The sequence below is a fragment of the Pseudomonas sp. PA-1-6B genome (assembly GCF_021609545.1).
Lineage (GTDB): Bacteria > Pseudomonadota > Gammaproteobacteria > Pseudomonadales > Pseudomonadaceae > Aquipseudomonas > Aquipseudomonas fluorescens_BV.
The window spans coordinates 65,944-85,355 of the sequence record NZ_WJZM01000023.1 but is presented as its reverse complement, the minus strand read 5'-3'; the positions used below and the strand labels follow the sequence as shown (position 1 = coordinate 85,355).

Annotated in this window: 8 protein-coding genes; 5 read left to right on the top strand and 3 right to left on the bottom strand. The window is 63.2% G+C overall.

Annotation, left to right across the window (positions count from 1 at the left end):
• Positions 1-306 precede the first annotated feature (306 nt).
• On the bottom strand, positions 307-861 hold the full coding sequence (locus GIV35_RS13295; protein ID WP_236265781.1) for a hypothetical protein: 555 nt from the start codon (positions 859-861) through the stop codon (positions 307-309).
• Positions 862-933: 72 nt separating this feature from the next.
• Entirely contained in the window at positions 934-2,745 is a 1,812-nt protein-coding gene (locus GIV35_RS13290; RefSeq protein ID WP_034127310.1) for a monovalent cation:proton antiporter-2 (CPA2) family protein, read from the bottom strand.
• A 337-nt stretch (positions 2,746-3,082) separates the two neighbouring features.
• Here GIV35_RS13290 and GIV35_RS13285 point away from each other — a divergent pair, with 337 nt between their 5' ends.
• The 5 genes from GIV35_RS13285 to GIV35_RS13265 all read left to right on the top strand — a co-directional run bounded on the left by GIV35_RS13285 (position 3,083) and on the right by GIV35_RS13265 (position 18,395).
• Complete coding sequence (locus GIV35_RS13285; protein WP_236485884.1) at positions 3,083-14,470, top strand: autotransporter-associated beta strand repeat-containing protein; 11,388 nt, start codon at positions 3,083-3,085, stop codon at positions 14,468-14,470.
• Between the two features lie 212 nt (positions 14,471-14,682).
• A complete protein-coding gene (locus tag GIV35_RS13280; protein ID WP_198715428.1) occupies positions 14,683-15,048 on the top strand; it encodes a type II toxin-antitoxin system RelE/ParE family toxin in 366 nt (121 codons plus the stop codon).
• Entirely contained in the window at positions 15,041-15,346 is a 306-nt protein-coding gene (locus GIV35_RS13275) for an XRE family transcriptional regulator (RefSeq protein WP_105226565.1), read from the top strand. Before GIV35_RS13280 ends, GIV35_RS13275 begins: the two co-directional genes overlap by 8 nt.
• A gap of 133 nt (positions 15,347-15,479) precedes the next feature.
• Entirely contained in the window at positions 15,480-17,033 is a 1,554-nt protein-coding gene (locus GIV35_RS13270; RefSeq protein WP_223023868.1) for a DUF726 domain-containing protein, read from the top strand.
• 42 nt (positions 17,034-17,075) lie between these two features.
• The gene (locus GIV35_RS13265; protein ID WP_003191984.1) at positions 17,076-18,395 is read left to right on the top strand and encodes an Nramp family divalent metal transporter; all 1,320 of its coding nucleotides are present in this window, start codon (positions 17,076-17,078) and stop codon (positions 18,393-18,395) included.
• Between the two features lie 76 nt (positions 18,396-18,471).
• Here GIV35_RS13265 and GIV35_RS13260 read toward each other — a convergent pair whose 3' ends face one another.
• Positions 18,472-19,404 (bottom strand): LysR family transcriptional regulator, encoded by a 933-nt coding sequence (locus GIV35_RS13260; protein ID WP_054918678.1) that lies wholly within the window; start codon positions 19,402-19,404, stop codon positions 18,472-18,474.
• Positions 19,405-19,412 lie beyond the last annotated feature (8 nt).

Genomic DNA, 19,412 nt, shown 5'->3' with positions numbered 1-19,412 from the left:
GATTTGGGGGGCCGCCGCCACGCGCCATCCATGGCGCGGGGCGGCTAAACCGGCATCCCTGCCGGTTTACCCCCCAAATCCCTGTCGAATTCCGGCCAGCGTGGTTTAACGGGGCGCCTGAGATCAAAAGCAGATCAAGATCAAAAGCGGCTCGCTTCGCATCGTGGTTACCGTTGAGCTAACAGAGTTATGTAGATACCTATGCTGCGATGGCGGTGGCTCAGTAACAGAGTGAGTGACTGACACACCGCCATCGCGGGCAAGCCCGTTCCCACATGGGTTTTGTGTTGGCTGTAAAGAGGAGGGTTATTTGCCGCCCGTAATCTGCTTCACCAACTGCGCATGCCCCTTCACATCGTCCGCCCGGGAAATCGCCTGGATCACCAGCAAATGGTTGCCCGAACCACCCAGGAACGTGGAGTTCAAGGTCTTGCCACCGCCTTGGGTAGCGCTGCTGTCCACCTGGCGCAGGCCCAGGCCCTTGTAGGTGAGTTTCTTCTCGCCCAGTTTCTTGAAGTCGGGCATGGCGGCGCTCTGGTTCTTGACGAAATCGGCCACGGCGCCGTCGAGGAACTTCGGGTCGTTATCCTGGATAGTTGCCCCATCGTTGCGCACGGTTTCGGCGACGATCACCACACTTTTCGTCGTCGAGTTGGCGTACAGGGTGCCTTGGGTGTCAGCGGTGCCGTCTTGCGCCGTGCCGGAGGGCAGGGGATCGGCGCTGTAGGCTTTGGGCAGTTTGAAGGTGAACTTGCCACCCAAGGTGGAGATTGTCTGTGTGGCGGGCTTGGTGGCAGCGAACACGCTGCCGGCGGTAAGCGCTAGGGCGAGCAGCATTGCGGTTTTGGTGAACGTGGCCATGAAGCACTCCGGGGATGAACGAAATTGCGGCGTATTCTGTCAGAAAATTCGCAATTTCGTTCATCCAGCCCATCACAGCTTGTCGGAGGATTCCTCGTCAAGCCTGTCCATTTCAAACAAGCGCGCCAGTTCCGCACGGGCTTCCTGGGCAGTTTGCATGACCTTGGCCGCGTCGTCGTATACCGCGTGTTGGGCGGCAAGTACCTGCTGGTCGTGGGTCTTGAAGCGGTTGATGCGCGCATCGGCCTGGGCCTGGCTCAAACCGAGGCCGACCAGGGTACGGCGGCTCATTTCCAGGCTGGAGTAGAAGGTTTCGCGCACCGGTGAAGCGTCCAGGTCCACCAGGCGGTGTACGTGCTGGCGGTTACGCGCACGGGCGATGATCTTCATGTGCGGGTAGAGGTTGCGCACCAGCTCGGCGGTCTTGATGTTGATCTCCGGGTCGTCCATGGCGATCACGAAGAATTCCGCTTGATCGACTTTGGCAGCGTGGAGGATTTCCGGGCGTTGGGGGTCGCCGTAGAACACCGGCATGCCGCCGAAACTGCGGGTCAGCTCGATGGTTTCCACCGAGGTGTCGAGGGCGATGAACGAGATGTTCTGCGCGCGCAGGATGCGCGCCACGATCTGGCCCATCCGGCCCATGCCGGCGATGACCACGCGAGGCGCATCGCTTTCGATGGCGCGGTATTCCTCGGGCACTTCCACCGGCTTGGCCTTGGGTTTGAACAGCTTCGGGCATACCAGCAACAGCAGCGGAGTCACGGCCATGGACAGGGTGATGGTGAGCACCAGCACGTCGTACAGCTGCGGTTCGAACAAGCCCTGGTCGCGACCGATCTTGAACACCACGAAGGCGAACTCACCCCCCGCCGCCAGCACCACGCCCAGGCGCAGGGCACTTTCGCGATTGAGGTCGCCCACCATCCGCCCGACGGCGTACAGCAGCGGCAGCTTCAAGCCGATCAGCAGCAGGGTCAGGCCGATCACTACCAGCGGCGTGCTGAGCAGCAAACTGAGGTTGGCGCCCATGCCCACGCTAATGAAAAACAGCCCCAGCAGCAGGCCCTTGAACGGCTCGATCTGGGATTCCAGTTCGTGGCGGTATTCCGAATCCGCCAGCAGCAGGCCGGCGAGGAAGGCCCCGAGGGCCATGGACACGCCCACCAACTCCATCAGCCAGGCGGTGCCGATCACCACCAGCAGCGCGGTGGCGGTGGACACTTCGCGCAGGCCGGTCTTGGCGACAATGCGAAACACCGGGCGCAACAGGTAGCGCCCGCCGATGATCACCACCGCGATGCTGCCGAGGATCTGCAACACATGTTGCAGGCCCTGGGCTTCGGTGGTCGGATGATCGCTGCCGGCCAGCAACGGCACCATGGCGATCAGCGGGATGGCGGCGATGTCCTGGAACAACAGGATGGCAAAGGCCAGACGCCCGTGGGGTTGGTTGAGCTCCTTGCGTTCGGCCAGGCTTTGCAGGCCAAACGCCGTAGACGACAGCGCCAGGCCCAGGCCCAGCACGATGGCGCTGTTCCACGACTGGCCAAACAGCCATAGCGCGACCGCGCCCATCACCACACCGGTGAGCAGGACCTGAGCCAGACCGACGCCGAACACTGCCTTGCGCATCACCCACAAGCGTTTGGGCGACAGCTCCAGGCCGATGATGAACAGCAAGAGCACCACGCCCAGTTCAGAGAACTGCGCCACGCTTTGCGGGTTGCCGATCAGGCCGAGAACCGACGGGCCGATGATCACACCGGCAAACAGATAGCCCAGCACTGCGCCCAATTGCAGGCGCTTGGCCAGTGGCACGGCCAGCACGGCGGCGAACAGGAACACCACGGCTGCTTGTAACAGGTTGCCTTCATGGGGCATCACGAACTCCATCGTTTACGTAGATCAACTCGGGGGGCCACAAAAATATTCCACAGCAGGGGAAATAGAGCGCTATTAGAGCGCTTTTTCACATTTTGAAACTTGTATTTTTGTCGCGACAGTCAATGGATGTTGGCTCTCATCCCATTCTTACGCCGGTTTTACGAAAGTATTAATACCATTTAATTCAATGGCTTTCGCGCAGGTCTACTAACGTTTCGAAAAACTGGATCAGTAGTCACCACGGTCAGGTGTTTCGAATTCGATGCGTGTGGATCGTTGAAACAAGGCTTGCACGCAGTCACGGATGAAAGGCTTGGACCACAAGGAGTAGAACGTGGATAGAAGACTTGCGACTGCCGCTTTACCTCGTATTTCTGCACTTTCTCTCGCGATTCGCCTCGGAGTGGCCGGGCTGGTGATGGGCCTGGCAAGTCCGGATGTGTTTGCCGCCTGTAGCCCGGCAAGTCCTACGGTCGGCGCGACGGTGACCTGTACGGGCGTACCGTCATTGCCATTGTTCCTCAATACCTTCAGCAGCGCGGTCAATAACCTGACGGTCAACGTCAATGCCGGGGCGCAACTCAACGCAACGCTGGGCGGTAAAGCACTGACTCTGACCGGTAACAACGCCACGTTGAACAACTCCGGCACTATTGACCCGGCACTCCTCGGACTGGTTTCAGTGCTGAGCGGTGGTGTGGTGATCGGCAACACGGCAGCCAGCGTGTTGAACATCACTAACAGTGCCACCGGCATCATGCGCGGTACTGGCGCGTTGCTGGGGCTGAACCTGGCCTCGCTGGATGGCATGGCCCTGAACGCCACCAACGGCGCAGGCGGCACCACCACGATTGTCAACGACGGCGTCATTGGTTCTTCCTCCTTGCTCGGCCTGTCGCTGTTCACGTCCGATACCCCGGTGGTAGCCGTGCAGGGTGGCGGGCAGGTCAATATGACCAACAACGGCGCCCTGACCGGGCGCGTGGCGTTCGAAAGCTCTGCTACGGGAAACACGTTCCGCAACACCGGCACTATCTCTGGCGGCGTGTCGATGGGGACCGCCAGTACCAACACCTTTACGGCAGTCACGGGGTCGCAAGTGACCAGTGGCGGCGGCCTCGGCTTAAGCCTTGGCGGACTGATCGGCGTGAACCTGACGTTCGCGCCCACCGGCCAGGTGGACGGCGGCGCAGGCGGCAGCAACTCGCTGATCCTTGAAAACACGACGGGCGTCGGTGGTGGCAGTACAGGCACCGGCACGGCTTCAAGCGCCAACTATGTCAACTTCAACAACCTGGCCATCAACAGTGGCACCTGGACGTTGCAGGGGCCGTTGGTCAGCGGCAGCACTACGCTCAATGGCGGTGTGGCGCAATTCAATAACAACGCGACATTTGGCAGCGGTGTGCTCACGTCTAACGGCGGCGCTATCGAGGCCACCGGCAACGGCTTGACGCTGGCTAACCTGATGACCCTCGGAACCGGTGGACTGACGGTGCAGGGGGCTGCTACCGGGCTGACCTTGAGCGGCCTGATCTCGGGCAATACTGGCTTGAACAAAGCCGGGACCGGCGAATTGATCCTCAGCGGCGCCAACACCTTCCAGGGTGGCACTACCTTGAACGCCGGCACGCTCACGCTGGGCAATGCCACCGCGCTAGGCACCGGTGCCTTGACCGTGGCGGGTGCAGGTACTTTGCAGAGCAATGCTGCGCTGACCACCAGCAATGCGATTACCTTGAACGCCAATCTGACCGTAGACGGCGTGAACCCGCTGACCCTTGGCGGGGTTGTCAGCGGTGGTTCCGGGTTGATCAAGGAGGGCGTATCGAGCCTGGCGCTTACGGGCAACAATACCTACACCGGCGCCACGGCCCTCAACGCCGGTTCGCTGGTGGTGGGCTCCAATACTGCGCTCGGCGCCAGTGTGTTGAACGCGTCGGCGGGTACCACGCTGGATGCCAGTGCAGCAGTGAGCCTGGGCAATAACCTCAACCTGGGCGGTAACCTGACCCTTGGCGGCAGCAACGCGCTGACCCTTGACGGCGTGGTGACGGGCCTTGGCGGCTTGATCAAGAACGGGCCGGCGGATCTGATCCTCAATCAAGCGAACACTTACCTGGGCAACACTGCGCTGAACAGCGGCAAGCTGGTGGTTGGCGCCAGCGGTGCCTTGGGCGCGGGTACGTTGAATGCAGCCGGGGGCACGACCCTGGACGCCAGTACCAGTACGACGCTGGCCAACGCGATCAACCTGGCCGGTAACCTTGGAATCGGTGGCAGCGCCAACCTGACCCTGGGCGGCACGGTCAACGGTGCGGGCAGCCTGACCAAAGACGGCGCGGCCGGCCTGACACTCAGCGGCAACAATAACTTCCTGGGTGGCACCACCCTGAATGCAGGCAGCCTGACCCTCGGCAGCAACACGGCGCTTGGCCTGGGCAACTTGACCGTCGGCGGCGCCGCAACCCTGGACAGCAACTCAGCGGTGGCGCTGGGCAATGGCATTGTCCTCAACGCCGGGCTGACCGTCGGCGGCACCAATGGGCTGACCCTGGGCGGTGTGGTCAGCGGCGCAGGGGCGCTGATCAAGGATGGCCTGGCCAACCTGACCCTCAACGGCACCAACACTTTCACCGGTGGCACCAGCCTCAACGCCGGTACGTTGACCTTGGGCACGGCAGGCGCTTTGGGCGCAGGCCCCTTGACGGTCGGCGGTGCGGCCACTCTGGATACCAGCGCGACCTTCACCCTGGGCAACGGGATTGCCTTGAATGGCGACCTGACGCTCGCGGGTAACAATGACCTGAACCTCAGCGGCGTGATCAGCGGCGCCAGTGCGCTGATCAAAAATGGCTTGGCTGACCTGACCTTGAGCGGCAACAACACGTTTACCGGGCCATTGAATATTGTCTCCGGCAGCGTCACCACCGGCAGCGCCGGTGCATTGGGCAGCACCTCCGGCGTTGATGTCAGCGCTGGCGCTGCGCTGAACCTGGGCGTCGATTCCAGCTTGGCCGGCCTCAGTGGTGCGGGTGGCGTGGCAGTCGGCGGCGGTTTGGAACTCACCGTGGGTGGCGTGAACACCAGCAGTACCTTTGACGGTGACCTGAGCGGTGCGGGCAGCTTGATCAAGGTGGGTGCCGGCACGCTCACGCTCAACGGAATTAATGGCATCACCGGTAACACGGCGATCAACGCGGGCACTCTGGATGTCGATGGTTCTCTGGGCAGCGCTTTGGTCGACGTGAATAGCGGCGGCACCCTCACCGGCAGTGGCTCGCTCTTGGGTACGGCGAATATCAATAGCGGCGGGCACTTGGCGCTGGGCAGTGGCACGACCTTGTCGGCCGCTGGCCTGAACATGAGTGCCGGGGCCAGTCTGGATGTGGCTCTTGGCGCACCGTCGCTGACCTCGCTGATGAATGTCGGTGGCAACGTGAATCTGGCCGGCGACCTTAATGTGAGCGATGCCGGTGGCTTCGGCGCCGGCGTGTATCGCTTGATCAACTACACCGGCGGCTTGACCGGCGCATTGAACATCAACACGGTGCCGCTGGGTTATGGCCTGGGTGATCTGCTGGTACAGACCTCAGTGGGCAGCCAGGTCAACCTGGTGGTAGCGGCGCCGAATATTCGTTTCTGGGACGGCAGCAACACCATTGCCAACGGCACTGTGGACGGTGGCAACGGCACCTGGACAACGGGCGGCACCAACTGGACGTCGGCCGACGGCCTTTCCAACCAGACCTGGGGCGGCGGCTTTGCGGTGTTCCAAGGCGCGGCGGGTACTGTCAGCGTGAATGGCGTGCAAACCATCACTGGTCTGCAATTCGCTACCGATGGCTACAGCCTGGTCAATGGCACCGGTGGGCAGTTGAGCACTGGCAGTGGCAACTTCGCCGTGCGCGTCGACCCACTGGCGACTGCCACACTCGGCGTCGATATCACCGGCGCGGGCGTTCTGAACAAACTCGATACCGGCACGCTGGTGCTCAATGGCGCCAACAGCTACACCGGCGGCACCTTGCTTGATGGCGGTACGTTGGTGGTCGGTAGCAACACCGCGCTGGGCACCGGCACTCTGACCGCTGCGGCGGGCACCACCCTGGACAGCAACGCCTCCGTAACCCTGGGCAATGATGCGGTACTCAGCGGCAGCCTGACGGTTGGCGGCAGCAACGCATTGGCGCTCAATGGCGCCATCAGCGGCACCGGTGGCCTGATCAAGAATGGCACGGCAGACCTGACACTCGGCGGCACCAATACCTTCCTGGGCCCTGTGGCCTTGAACGCAGGCGGGTTGATCCTGGCCAGTAATACGGCGCTGGGCACGGGCGTGTTGAACGCCGCCGGCGGCACAACATTGGACGCCAGCACGGCGGTTACCACCACTAACGCGATCAATCTGGCTGGCAACCTGGGCATCGGCGGCACCGCTGACCTGACACTCGGCGGCGCAATCAACGGTGCGGGCAGCCTGACCAAGGAGGGCACGGCCAATCTGATCCTCAGCGGCGCCAACGCCTACCTGGGTGGCACCACCCTGAACGCCGGTACGCTGACCTTGGGCAGCGCCACCGCCCTTGGTCTGGGCAACCTCACCGTTGGCGGCGCGGCGACCCTGGATAACACGGCAGCGCTGAGCGTGGGCAATGGCGTCGTGCTTGACGCCAACCTCGCCGTCACCGGCAGCAATGACCTGACCCTGGGTGGCCTGGTCACCGGCACGGCTGGCCTGAGCAAAGACGGCGCAGCCAACCTGACCCTCAATGGCGTCAACACCTTCCAGGGCGGCACCACCCTCAACGCCGGCACGCTGACGCTGGGCACGGCAGCGGCCCTGGGTACCGGCGCCTTGAACGTAAACGGCGCCGCCACGCTGGCCAACAGCACGCCGCTGGTATTGGCCAATGAGGTCAACCTCAACGCTGGGCTGACCGTGGGCGCTCTCAACAATAACCTGACCCTGGCCGGCGTGCTGGCCGGCAGCGGTAGCCTGGTCAAAACCGGCACGGCGGATGTGAGCCTCACCGGTACTAACACCTTCAACGGCCTGTTCGATGTGCAATCGGGCAGCCTCACCACGCTGGGCAATGGGGCACTGGGTGTCGGCGCCGGGGTCAACCTCGCGAGCGGTACCTCCTTGAACTTGGGCGGCAGTGCCAGCCTGGGCGCACTCACTGGCACCGGGCTTGCGACCGTAGGGGCCGGCAGCACCTTGAGCGTCGGCAACAATAACCTCGACAGCACTTTCGACGGGGTCGTGGCAGGCCTCGGCAACCTGGCCAAAGACGGCACAGGCGCCTTGACCCTCGGTGGCCTCAGCGTGGTGACCGGCGATGCCCAGGTCAACGCCGGCAGCTTGCTCGTCAATGGCTCACTGGCCAGCGCCAATGTGGCGGTGGCCAGTGGCGCCACCCTCGGCGGTACCGGCACCTTGCTGGGTAATGTGAGCATCGCCGACGGCGGCCACCTGGCCGTCAATTCCGGCGCGACCCTCACCACCGGTTCGCTGCTGCTCAATGCCAACTCCAACCTGGATGCGGGCCTCGGCGCGCCAGCCACGGGCGGCACGGCGCTGGTTCAGGTCAACGGCAACCTGACCCTGGACGGCACCCTCAACGTCACGGATATCGGCGGCTTCGGTGCGGGTATCTACCGCCTGATCGACTACACTGGCGGCCTGACCAACAACGGCCTGCTGCTGGGCAGCCTGCCGGTGAACATCCCGGCCAGCGACCTGGACCTGCAAACCGCCATTGGCAACCAGGTTAATCTGCTGGTCAACGGCAGCACCAACGTGCAGTTCTGGGACGGTAGCCAAACCACGGGCAATGGCACCATCGAAGGCGGCAGCGGCACCTGGAGTGCAGGCGCCAGCCAATGGACCGGCGTCAACGGCGCATTCAATACAGCCTGGACCCCGAACAGCTTTGCCGTGTTCCAAGGCACGGCGGGCACTGTCACGGTTGACGGCGCGCAAGCAATCACTGGGTTGCAGTTCGTCACGGATGGCTACAACCTGGCGGGTGGCACGGCGGGGGCCTTGACCCTCTTCAATGGCACCGGTGGCAACACCGCTGTGCGTGTCGATCCTGGCGTCACCGCCACCCTGGGCGTCGCGCTCAACGGCGGTGGCACCCTGGCCAAGCTCGACACCGGCACCCTGGTGCTCAACGGCGCCAACAGCTACACCGGCGGCACCGCACTCAATGGCGGCACGCTGGTGGTCGGCAATGACAGTGCCCTGGGCAGCGGCGTATTGACCACCGCCAATGGCACCACTTTGGACAACAACGCTGTGGTCAACCTGGCCAACAATGTGGACGTCAACGGTACGTTGACCGTCGGCGGCAGCAATGCCTTGACCCTGTCCGGCACCGTGGCGGGCACGGGCAGCCTGATCAAGAATGGCATCGCCAACCTGACCCTCAGTGGCAACAACACCTATGCCGGCCCAACCGCACTCAACGCAGGCGGCCTGATCCTGGCCTCCAACACGGCCCTGGGCAGTGGCGCCCTGAACGCGGCCGCCGGCACCACCCTCGACAGCAGCACGGCGGTCGCCCTGGCCAATACGGTCAATCTGGCTGGCAACCTGGGCATTTTGGGCACCGCCGACCTGAGCCTGAACGGCCTGGTCAGCGGTACCGGTGGGCTGACCAAAACCGGCGCGGGCGACCTCACGCTCAACGGCGCCAATGCCTACTTGGGCGGCACGCAGTTGAATGCCGGCTCCCTGACCCTGGGCAATGCGTCGGCCCTGGGCAGCGGTGCCTTGGCGGTCAATGGGGCAACCACCCTGGACACCAACACGGCGTTGGCCCTGGCCAATAACACCAGCCTGAATGCCGCGCTCACCGTCGGCGGCAGCAACGACCTGAGCCTCAACGGTGTGGTGGACGGCAGTGGTTCGTTGACCAAGGCCGGCGGCGCCAACCTGACCCTCAACGGCGCCAACACCTACAGCGGCGGCACGGCGCTCAATGCCGGTACGCTGACCCTCGGTAGCACCACGGCGCTGGGCTCGGGCGCATTAACCGTCGGCGGTGCGGCGACCCTGGCCAATAGCACGCCGCTGGTGCTGGCCAATGCGGTCAACCTCAATGGCGACCTCAGCGTCGCTGGCAGCAACAACCTGACCCTGGCCGGCGTACTCGCTGGCAATGCAGCGCTGATCAAGAATGGCGCGGCGGACCTGCTGCTGACTGGCAACAACAGCTTCAGCGGCCCACTGACCGTGGCGGCCGGCAGCGTGACCACGGCGGGTAATGGTGCGCTGGGCACCACCTCCGGCGTCACTGTCGGCAGCGGCGCGAGCCTCAACCTGGGTGGTAATGCCAACCTCAACAGCCTGGCTGGCACCGGCACGGTGCAGGTGGCGGGCGGCGCTACGCTGGCGGTGGGAGGCAGCAACCTCGATAACAGCTTTGGCGGCGCGCTCAACGGTGCCGGCAACCTGGATAAAAACGGCAGCGGGGTGCTCAACCTGAGCGGCACCAATGGCATCAGCGGCGCAGCCAACGTCAACGGCGGCACCTTGAATGTCACAGGTTCCCTGGCCAGCGGCACGGTGGCGGTGAACAGCGGCGCGACCCTGGCCGGCAGCGGCTCATTGGCCGGCGCGGTGTCCGTGGCCGACGGTGGGCACATCGGCCTGGCCTCCGGCAGCACACTGTCGGTGGGCTCGTTGGTGCTGGGTGGCAACTCGAACCTGGATGTCGGCCTCGGCACCCCGGTGCTGGGTGGCGGCACAGGCCTGCTGAATGTCGGCGGCGACCTGACCCTGGACGGTAACCTCAATGTCACCGATATCGGCGGCTTTGGCAGCGGCGTCTACAACCTCATCAACTACACCGGGGCCTTGACCGATAACGGCCTGGCGCTCGGCACACTGCCAGGCAGCGTGGTGCCGGGCGACCTGCAAGTGCAGACCGCGATCACCAGCAAGGTCAACCTGCTGGTGACTGCACCCAACACCACCGTGCAGTTCTGGGATGGCAACAGCCTGATCGGCAACGGTGCGATTGACGGCGGCAACGGCACCTGGAACGCCGGCAATACCAACTGGACCAATGTCGACGGCACCCTCAACCAAGGCTGGGTCAACAGCTTCGCGGTGTTCCAAGGCGCGGCGGGCAACGTGACGGTGGACGGCACGCAAAACATCACCGGCATGCAGTTCGTCACTGATGGCTACACCCTGGGCTCCGGCACGGCGGGCGTGCTCAACCTGGTCAATGGCGGCACCGGCAACACCGCGGTGCGCGTCGACCCCAATGCCACCGCGACCCTGGGCGTGACCCTCAACGGCGCTGGCACCCTGGCCAAGCTCGACAGCGGCACCCTGGTACTCAACGGCAATAATGGCTACACCGGCGGTACCGCGCTGAATGGCGGCACCCTGGTGGTGGGCAACAACAGTGCCCTCGGCACAGGCGCTCTGACGGCGGCCGGCGGCACCACCCTGGACAGCAACGCGGCGGTCAGCCTGGCCAATGCGGCTGTACTCAACGGTGCCTTGGCGGTGGCAGGCAGCAACGCGCTGACCCTGGACGGGGTTATCAGCGGCAGCGGCAGCCTGGTGAAAAACGGTACGGCAGCGCTGACGCTCAATGGCGTCAACAGCTACAGCGGCGGCACTGGCCTGAACGCCGGTCAATTGATCCTTGGCAATAATGCTGCCCTGGGCAGTGGTGCCTTGACGGTCGGCGGAGCGGCGCAACTGGATGGCAGCACCGACCTGCAACTGGCCAATACCCTCAACCTGGGTGGCCCGCTGACCCTGGCCGGCAGCCACGACCTGGCCCTCAACGGCGTGGTCAGCGGCAGCGGCGGCCTGGTGAAAAATGGCAACGGCGACTTGTTGCTGACCGCGGCCAACACCTACAGCGGCGGTACCACGCTCAACGGCGGCAGCACCACGGGCAACACCGCCAGCCTGCAAGGCGCTATCGCCAACAATGCGGCGTTGACCTTTGAGCAAGCCACCGACGGCACCTACACCGGCAACCTCACCGGTACCGGCGTGTTGAATAAAACCGGTACCGGTGCGTTGCTGCTCAGCGGCACTAACACCTTCACCGGCAACACCAACGTCAACACCGGCAGCCTGCTGGTCAACGGCACCTTGAACAGCGCCGCGGTACAAGTCGCCAGCGGCGCGACCCTCGGTGGCAGCGGCACCCTGGGCGGTGCGGTGAACATGGCAGACGGCTCGGTGCTCCAGGCCGGCGCCGCGACGCCGCTGTCGGTGGGTTCGCTGGCCTTGTCATCGGGCACCACGCTGGACTTCGCCCTCGGCGCACCGGGTGCCTCCAGTACGGCGGTGAACGTGGCGGGCAACCTGACCCTGGACGGCACCCTCAACGTTAGCGATACGGGCGGCTTCGGCGTCGGCGTGTACCAACTGTTCCGCTACGGCGGCAGCTTGACCGATAACGGCCTCACCTTTGGCACCTTGCCGGTGGCCCTGGGCAACCTGAGCCTGCAGACGGCGCTGGCCAACCAGCTCAACCTGGTGGTGCAAACCGCGCCAGGCCAGATCCAGTTCTGGAACGGCGGCACCACCAATCCCGATGGCACCATTACAGGTGGCAGTGGCACCTGGGGCCCGGGCACCAACTGGACCGACCCGACCGGCACCCAGGGGCAGGCGTCCACCAACCAGTTCGCGGTATTTGGCGGGCAGGGCGGCACCGTGACCGTGGTCGGCAACCAAGGCTTCACCGGCCTGCAAGTGCTGGACGCCGGCTACGTGCTGACGGCCGGCGAAGGCGGCAGCTTGAGCCCGACCAACGCGGCGGATGGCAGCCTGGCGGCGGTGCGAGTCAATTCCGGCGTGACTGCCCAGATTGATGCACCGCTGGTGGGAACCGGCGGCATCAACAAACTGGATGCCGGTACCTTGCTGCTGACTGGCGCGAATACCTACACCGGCGGCACCACCGTCAGTGGCGGTACGCTGGCGGGCACCACCACCAGCCTGCGTGGCAGGATCCTCAACAACGCGCGGTTGTTGTTTGCCCAACGCACCAATGGCCAATTCAGCGGCACCTTGAGCGGCACTGGTGCGCTGATCAAGCAAGGCGCAGGCGCGCTGTTGCTGACCGGCAACCAGCCGTTCAGCGGCACCGTGGCGGTGGAAGAGGGCGTGTTGCAAGTGGGCAACGCGGCCAACCCAGGCGCCGTGCTCGGTGGCCAAGTCACCGTGGCCAACGGTGCGGGGCTGACCGGTAACGGCAGTGTCGGTTCGCTGGTCAACAACGGCTCGGTGACGCCCGACAGCGGCAAGCTGACCGTGGCCGGCAACTTCACCAACGCCAGTACCGGTGCGCTGAACCTGGTGATCACCCCATCCACCACCGGTTCCCTGGCCGTGGGCGGCACCGCCAACCTGGGCGGCACCTTGAATGTGATCAACCTTGCACCCTATGCCGGCGCCACCACCTATACGCTGCTGACCGCGGGCGCAGTCAACGGTACCTTTGCCACCACTAATCTAGAGAACCTGGCTTTCCTTAATACCGCATTGAACTACAGCCCAACCCAACTGGCCCTGGCGGTCAGCCGCAACAACGTCAGTTACGCCAGCGTGGCGGCCACCGGTAACCAGCGCGGCGTGGCGGCGGCGTTGGGCACAGGCACCGCAGTCGGTGGCGCAGCGGTGCAAAACGCACTGCTTAATGGAGATGTGGCAGCGGCACGTGCAGCCTTCGACAGCTTGTCCGGCGAAATCCACGCCAGCACCGCCAGCGCCATGCTTGAAGATTCGCGTTACGTGCGTGACGCGGTCAACGAGCGTCTGCGCCAACCCGGTTGCTACCGCGAGGACGACCCGCGCAATGCCCTGGCACCTAGCGAGAACCACCTGAGCAGCGCCGGTTGCCATGGCGAGATGGTCGGTTGGATGCGCGTGCTCGGCACCTGGGGCCATATGGGCGGTGACAGCAACAGCGCCAAGCTGGACCGCAACCTCAGCGGCTTCCTGCTCGGCACCGACAAGCAAGTGGACGACGCCTGGCGCGTGGGCGTGGCCGCCGGCTATACCCGCAGCGACCTGGACGCCAAGCGCCGCAGTTCCAGCGCCGATGTGGACAGCTACCACCTGATGGCCTACACCGCCTACCAGCAGGAAGCCTTCGCCGCACGCATGGGCGTGGCGTACAGCTGGCATGACGTCGAAAGCAAACGCAACGTGGCCGTCGGTGGCGAGGGCCAACGCCTCAAAGCCGATTACAAGGCACGCAGTGCGCAGGTGTTCGGTGAAGTCGGCTACACCATCCAAACCCCTAGCGTGGCCCTGGAACCGTTCGCCGGCCTGGCCTACGTCAACTACGACAGCGACACCATCAAGGAAAAAGGCGGTTCGGCAGCCCTGCGTGGCGATGCCGACCAGGACATCACCTACTCGACCTTGGGCGTGCGCATTGGCCAGACCATCACCCTGGGCAACGGCTCGAAAATCACCCCGCGGGGCAGCATCGGCTGGCGCCATGCCTTCGGTGATACCAAGCCCGACGCCGACCTGAGCTTTATCAATGGCGGTGGCTCGTTCAGTACCCAAGGCGTGCCGATTGCCAAGGACAGCGCAGTGGTGGAAGCGGGGCTGGATTACCAGATCAGCCAGAACGGCAGACTGGGCCTGGGCTATTCGGGCCAACTCTCGCGTAACGACAAGGACCACGCAGTGACCGTGAGTTTCTCCCTCGGTTTTTGATCACGGCCGAGTTTTTTGAACCGCCCGAAAGGGCGGTTTTTTTTGGAGGATTTTTTGAAGAAGTACGTTGGTTCATGAAAGCAGGGCATTTATTGCTCACCGGGCAGCCTGAAGGATGTGAATACAATTTCTTCCGGAACACGGCTGGCGACCAACCGACGTCGGCCTAAAGTTATGCACTTGAGTTTATATTCCTTGGGTGGCATATTTGCATGGTCTGGGACGTTGAATACACGGATGAATTCGAAGAGTGGTGGGATGGCTTGGATGCAAAGGAGCAATCGTCGGTGGCTGCCAGTGTTGATTTGCTGGGGCTGTTCGGGCCTGGGCTGCGCTTTCCCCATAGCAGCGATATCAAGGGTGCTCGGCACGGCAACCTGCGAGAGTTGCGGGTACAGCATGCAGGGCGACCTTACAGGGTGTTGTATGCCTTCGATTTTCGGCGCTGTGCAGTGTTGCTGATAGGTGGCGATAAAACCGCACAGCACCGTTGGTACCACGAGTACGTACCCTTGGCAGAGAAGCTGTACGACGTACATTTAGACTCATTGCGTAAAGAGGGCCGTGACCATGGCTAAGAAATTCGCGGAACTGAAAGCTCGCATGACACCTGAGGCGCGCGCCGATGCCGAGCAGATATTTCAGCAACACTTGAAAGAAATGCCGCTGCATGAGTTGCGCAAAGCCCAGCAACTGAGCCAGGCAAGCCTGGCAAAGGCATTGAATATCAACCAGGCAGCGGTTTCGAAGATGGAGCGTCGTACTGATATGTACATCAGCACGTTGCGTGACTACATACGTGCGATGGGGGGCGAGCTGGAAATCATCGCCACTTTTCCGGATGGCCAGGTCAAAATTGACAACTTTGCCTGTTGAAGTAGCTGGGCTCTTCGCCAGATTCAGGCTATTCCCATTGTCCTGAGCGTGGCGAACGCTGGTCAGGATTCACCTTCCTTGTCGGCTCTGTTTGTTACTATCGCCATCCCTTGCCGCCAGGAGTCACCGCCCCATGCAACACCAGTGGGATGAAATGCACCGCACCCGCAAACCCACGTTCGTCTTGTGTGGCGAGCCCCAGGGGGATGTGCTCAATCTCTATGTTCACGGTTATTCGGCCTTCTTCAACCGTCAGCAACTGGGCAGTTTCAAGGAGCAACTGGCCGGTATCGAAGGGTCGACCAACCTGATGTTGTTCTGGCCGGCGGGGCATTTTCTGGAAAACCTGTTCGCACCGTTCAAGGACGTGCTCGCCTCGCTGCTCGGCGGTGGCGGCCTGGGCGCGGCGACGGTGGGCGTGGGCAAGGCCATTGCCTATTTTCTCGACCATTACAAAAGTGTCGAGGCACGGGTCGATGAAGTGGCCAAGACGTTATTGCCAGAGCTGGCCGGCTACCTGCACGACCAGTCGCTGCCGGTACGGCGCATCAACCTGATCGGCCACTCCCTGGGCGCGCGTATCCTGGTCAAGAGCTTGCTGGCCAGCCCCGAGATCGCTCGCGAACTGCCGCTCGATAACCTGTTGTTGATGGGCGGGGCGATTTGTACATCGAGCCCCTGGGATGATGTGTCGGCGCCGCTCAAGGGGCGGTTGATCAACTGCCACTCCAGCAAGGACTGGGCGCTGGCCATGAAACCCGACACCGAGCGTTGCATTGGCCGCTATGCGATTGACGTAACGCCCGCGCTCAAGGCCAAGGTCACCAATGTGCACCTGGCCAGCTTCGATCATGCCGCCTATTGGCCGCAGTTGAAGACGGTGGTGCAGTACACCGATTTGCTGCAGGAGCGGCGCGGGATGATCCGTGTGGACTCGCGCAGCAGTGAAGTGCGTTTTGCCGAAGCGGACGTGGACCTGTACCCGGCATTGGTGCAAGCGCGGCCGGAGGAGCTGAAGTTTCTTGCCGAACTGATGGCGCAAAAGCGCAGTGCCGCGATTGATGCCAGTGTGCGCGAGCCGTTGAAACTGGCCATCGAATTGCAGCGCATGGGCGGTGATAGCTTTATGAACCTGGCCCGTGGCCATGGCGTGGGCTATCGCCAGATTGCCGAAGATGTGGCGCAACGCCTGGGTATCAAGTTCGACCAGCCACTTGAGCACGTGGCGCTGGCAGAGATCGAAGGGCAGGTCGCAGAAACACTGATCGAGCAGTACAAGGACAAACTCAGTCGCGCTGATCGCCAGGCGTTCGAGGCCGAACTCAAGGCGGCTGCACAAAAAGAGCAGGGGCTGTTCAACCGTTTCGATCTGGGGCGTTCGGCCACCACCGCCTTGAGCGGCACGGCGTTGGCCGGGCTGACCGGGTTTATCCTGCGGCGCGGTGCGGCCACGGCGATTCCGGTGGTGGGCCAGGCGCTGGCTGCGGCGATGTTGCTGGTCAGCGGCGTGCGAGCGTTTTCCGGCCCGGCGTATTCGATCACCACCCTGGCGGTACTGGTGATCGGCGTGATTCGCCAGCGCATGGAGCGCGAGGCCCTTAACCAGGAACTGGAACTGGTGGTGCAAGTGGTGGAAGCGTTTGAACTGCCGCGAGACACGGTGATGCGCACGGTCGCGTCCGACTGATAAGCTGCTGCCCAAGTCTTGTGTATTTGCCTGGAATACCGCGTGAAATTCAGCCTGCCGAAAATCGCTACCGCCCCGTTCTGCCCGCCGGAAGTGGCCGGCTCTGTCGCTGTTGATCCCAAGGCCTCGTTTTTTAAACGGGTGCTGATGTTCGCTGGCCCCGGCCTGTTGATCTCAATCGGCTACATGGACCCCGGCAACTGGGCAACGGCCATTGAAGCCGGTTCACGCTACGGCTACAGCCTGTTGTTTGTGGTGCTGCTGGCTAGCCTGGCGGGGATGGCGGTGCAGTGCCTGTGTTCACGGCTGGGTATCGCCACTGGCAAGGACCTGGCGCAACTGTGCCGTGAGCGCTACAGCCAGCGCTCTGCTCGTACCCAATGGGTGTTGGCGGAAATCTCCATCATCGCCACAGACCTTGCCGAAGTGCTCGGCTGCGCCCTGGCGTTTCACCTGTTGCTGGGCGTGTCGCTGACCACCGGCATTGTCATCACTGCTTTCGATACGCTGTTGATCCTGGCCCTGCAAAATCGTGGTTTTCGCCGCCTGGAAGCGATCATGCTGGCGCTGGTCGCCACCATCGGCGTGTGCTTTTTCATCGAACTGGTGCTGATCAAACCCTACTGGCCCGACGTGCTCAGTGGCTTCACTCCGTCACTGTCGGCTATCAGCGATGCGGCGCCGTTGTACTTGGCCATCGGTATTCTCGGCGCGACGGTCATGCCTCATAACCTCTACCTGCACACCTCCATCGTGCAGACCCGCCTGATCGGCAAGGACCTGGCGAGCAAACAGGACGCGGTCAAGCTGGCGCGTATCGACACCATCGGCTCCCTGGCCTTGGCGCTGTTGGTCAACGCCGCCATCCTGGTGCTGGCGGCTGCAGCCTTCTACAAGACCGGCCATACCGATGTGGTGGAGATCCAGGACGCCTATCACCTGCTCGATCCCTTGGTCGGCGGTGCTTTCGCCAGCATTCTGTTCGGTATCGCCTTGCTGGCTTCGGGCCAGAGTTCGACCTTTACCGGCACCATTGCCGGCCAAGTGATCATGGAGGGTTACCTCAACCTGCGCATACCCTGCTGGCAGCGCCGCCTGATTACCCGTGGGCTGGCGTTGATCCCGGCGTTTCTAGGCGTATGGCTGATGGGCGATGATGCCATCGGCAAGCTGCTGATTCTCAGCCAGGTGGTCCTGAGCCTGCAGTTGCCCTTTGCGCTGTACCCGCTGATCCGCATGACTGGCGACAAGCAATTGATGGGGCCATTCGTCAACCGGCTACCCACGCGGCTGCTGGCGTGGTTTTTGTTCGCGGTGATCAGTGGGGCGAATGCGTGGTTGATCGGGCAGTGGTTGTTCTGAGCTAGGGTTGAGTCATGTGCTCGTTTTCTCAACACCGCCTTCGAACAGTTTGCGCTCCATCAGGGGGCGGTCACACTCACCGATCCCAATACGGCACCGTCCCAAAACACTCCACGAAATAGTCGATCACCGTGCGCACCTTCAATGAGAGCCTGCGGCTGCCCGGCCACAACGCGGCGATCTGTTGGGGCTCCAGGGTTGTCGCGACCTCATACTCACTCAGCACCGCCTGCAAGGTGCCGGCGCGCAGGCTTTCGCCAATCAGCCAGGAAGGAAACACCACCAGGCCCAGGCCCTGTTCGGCGGCGTGGGTGAGGGTGTCGGCGTGGTTGCCGGTGATGGGGCCGCTGACGCTATAGGGGGTCCAATCGCCCTGGCCGCGGCGGAAGAACCAGCGCTGCTGACCGGTGATGCCTTTGTAGGCCAGGCAGTGGTGGTGGGCCAATTCGTCGGGGTGGCGCGGCGTGCCATGCTGGGCCAGGTAGGCGGGGCTGGCGGCGATGCGAAAGCGTTGCGGCGCGAAGATGCGCGCCTGCATGCCCGAGTCATTGAGCACGCCGATACGAAACAGCAGGTCGGTGCCGTCTTGCAGCGGGTCGACGAAGGTGTCGGTCTGCTGGATATCCAGTTGCAGCTTCGGGTAACGCCGGCACAGCCCTCCCAGCCAGGGTGAAAGGTGACGCTGGCCGAACGCCATGGGCGCGTTGATGCGCACCAGGCCGCTGGGTTCGCTGTCTTGCTCCTGCAGGGCCTGGTTCGCGGTCTCCAGTTGCTCCAGTAGCAAGCGTGCGTGACGGCCCAGCAAGCGGCCGGCTTCGGTGGGGCTGACGGCACGCGTATGACGGTAGAGCAATTGCTGGCCGACGGCCTGTTCCATCAGTTGAATCTGCCGCGAAATGGAGGAGGGCGCCAGGCTTTCGCGGCGGGCCACTTCGGAAAAGCTGCCCTGGTCCAGCACGGCCACAAACAGGCGTAGCGCCTTGAAACTCAGTTCATTCAAGCCCTGCATCATTTCTC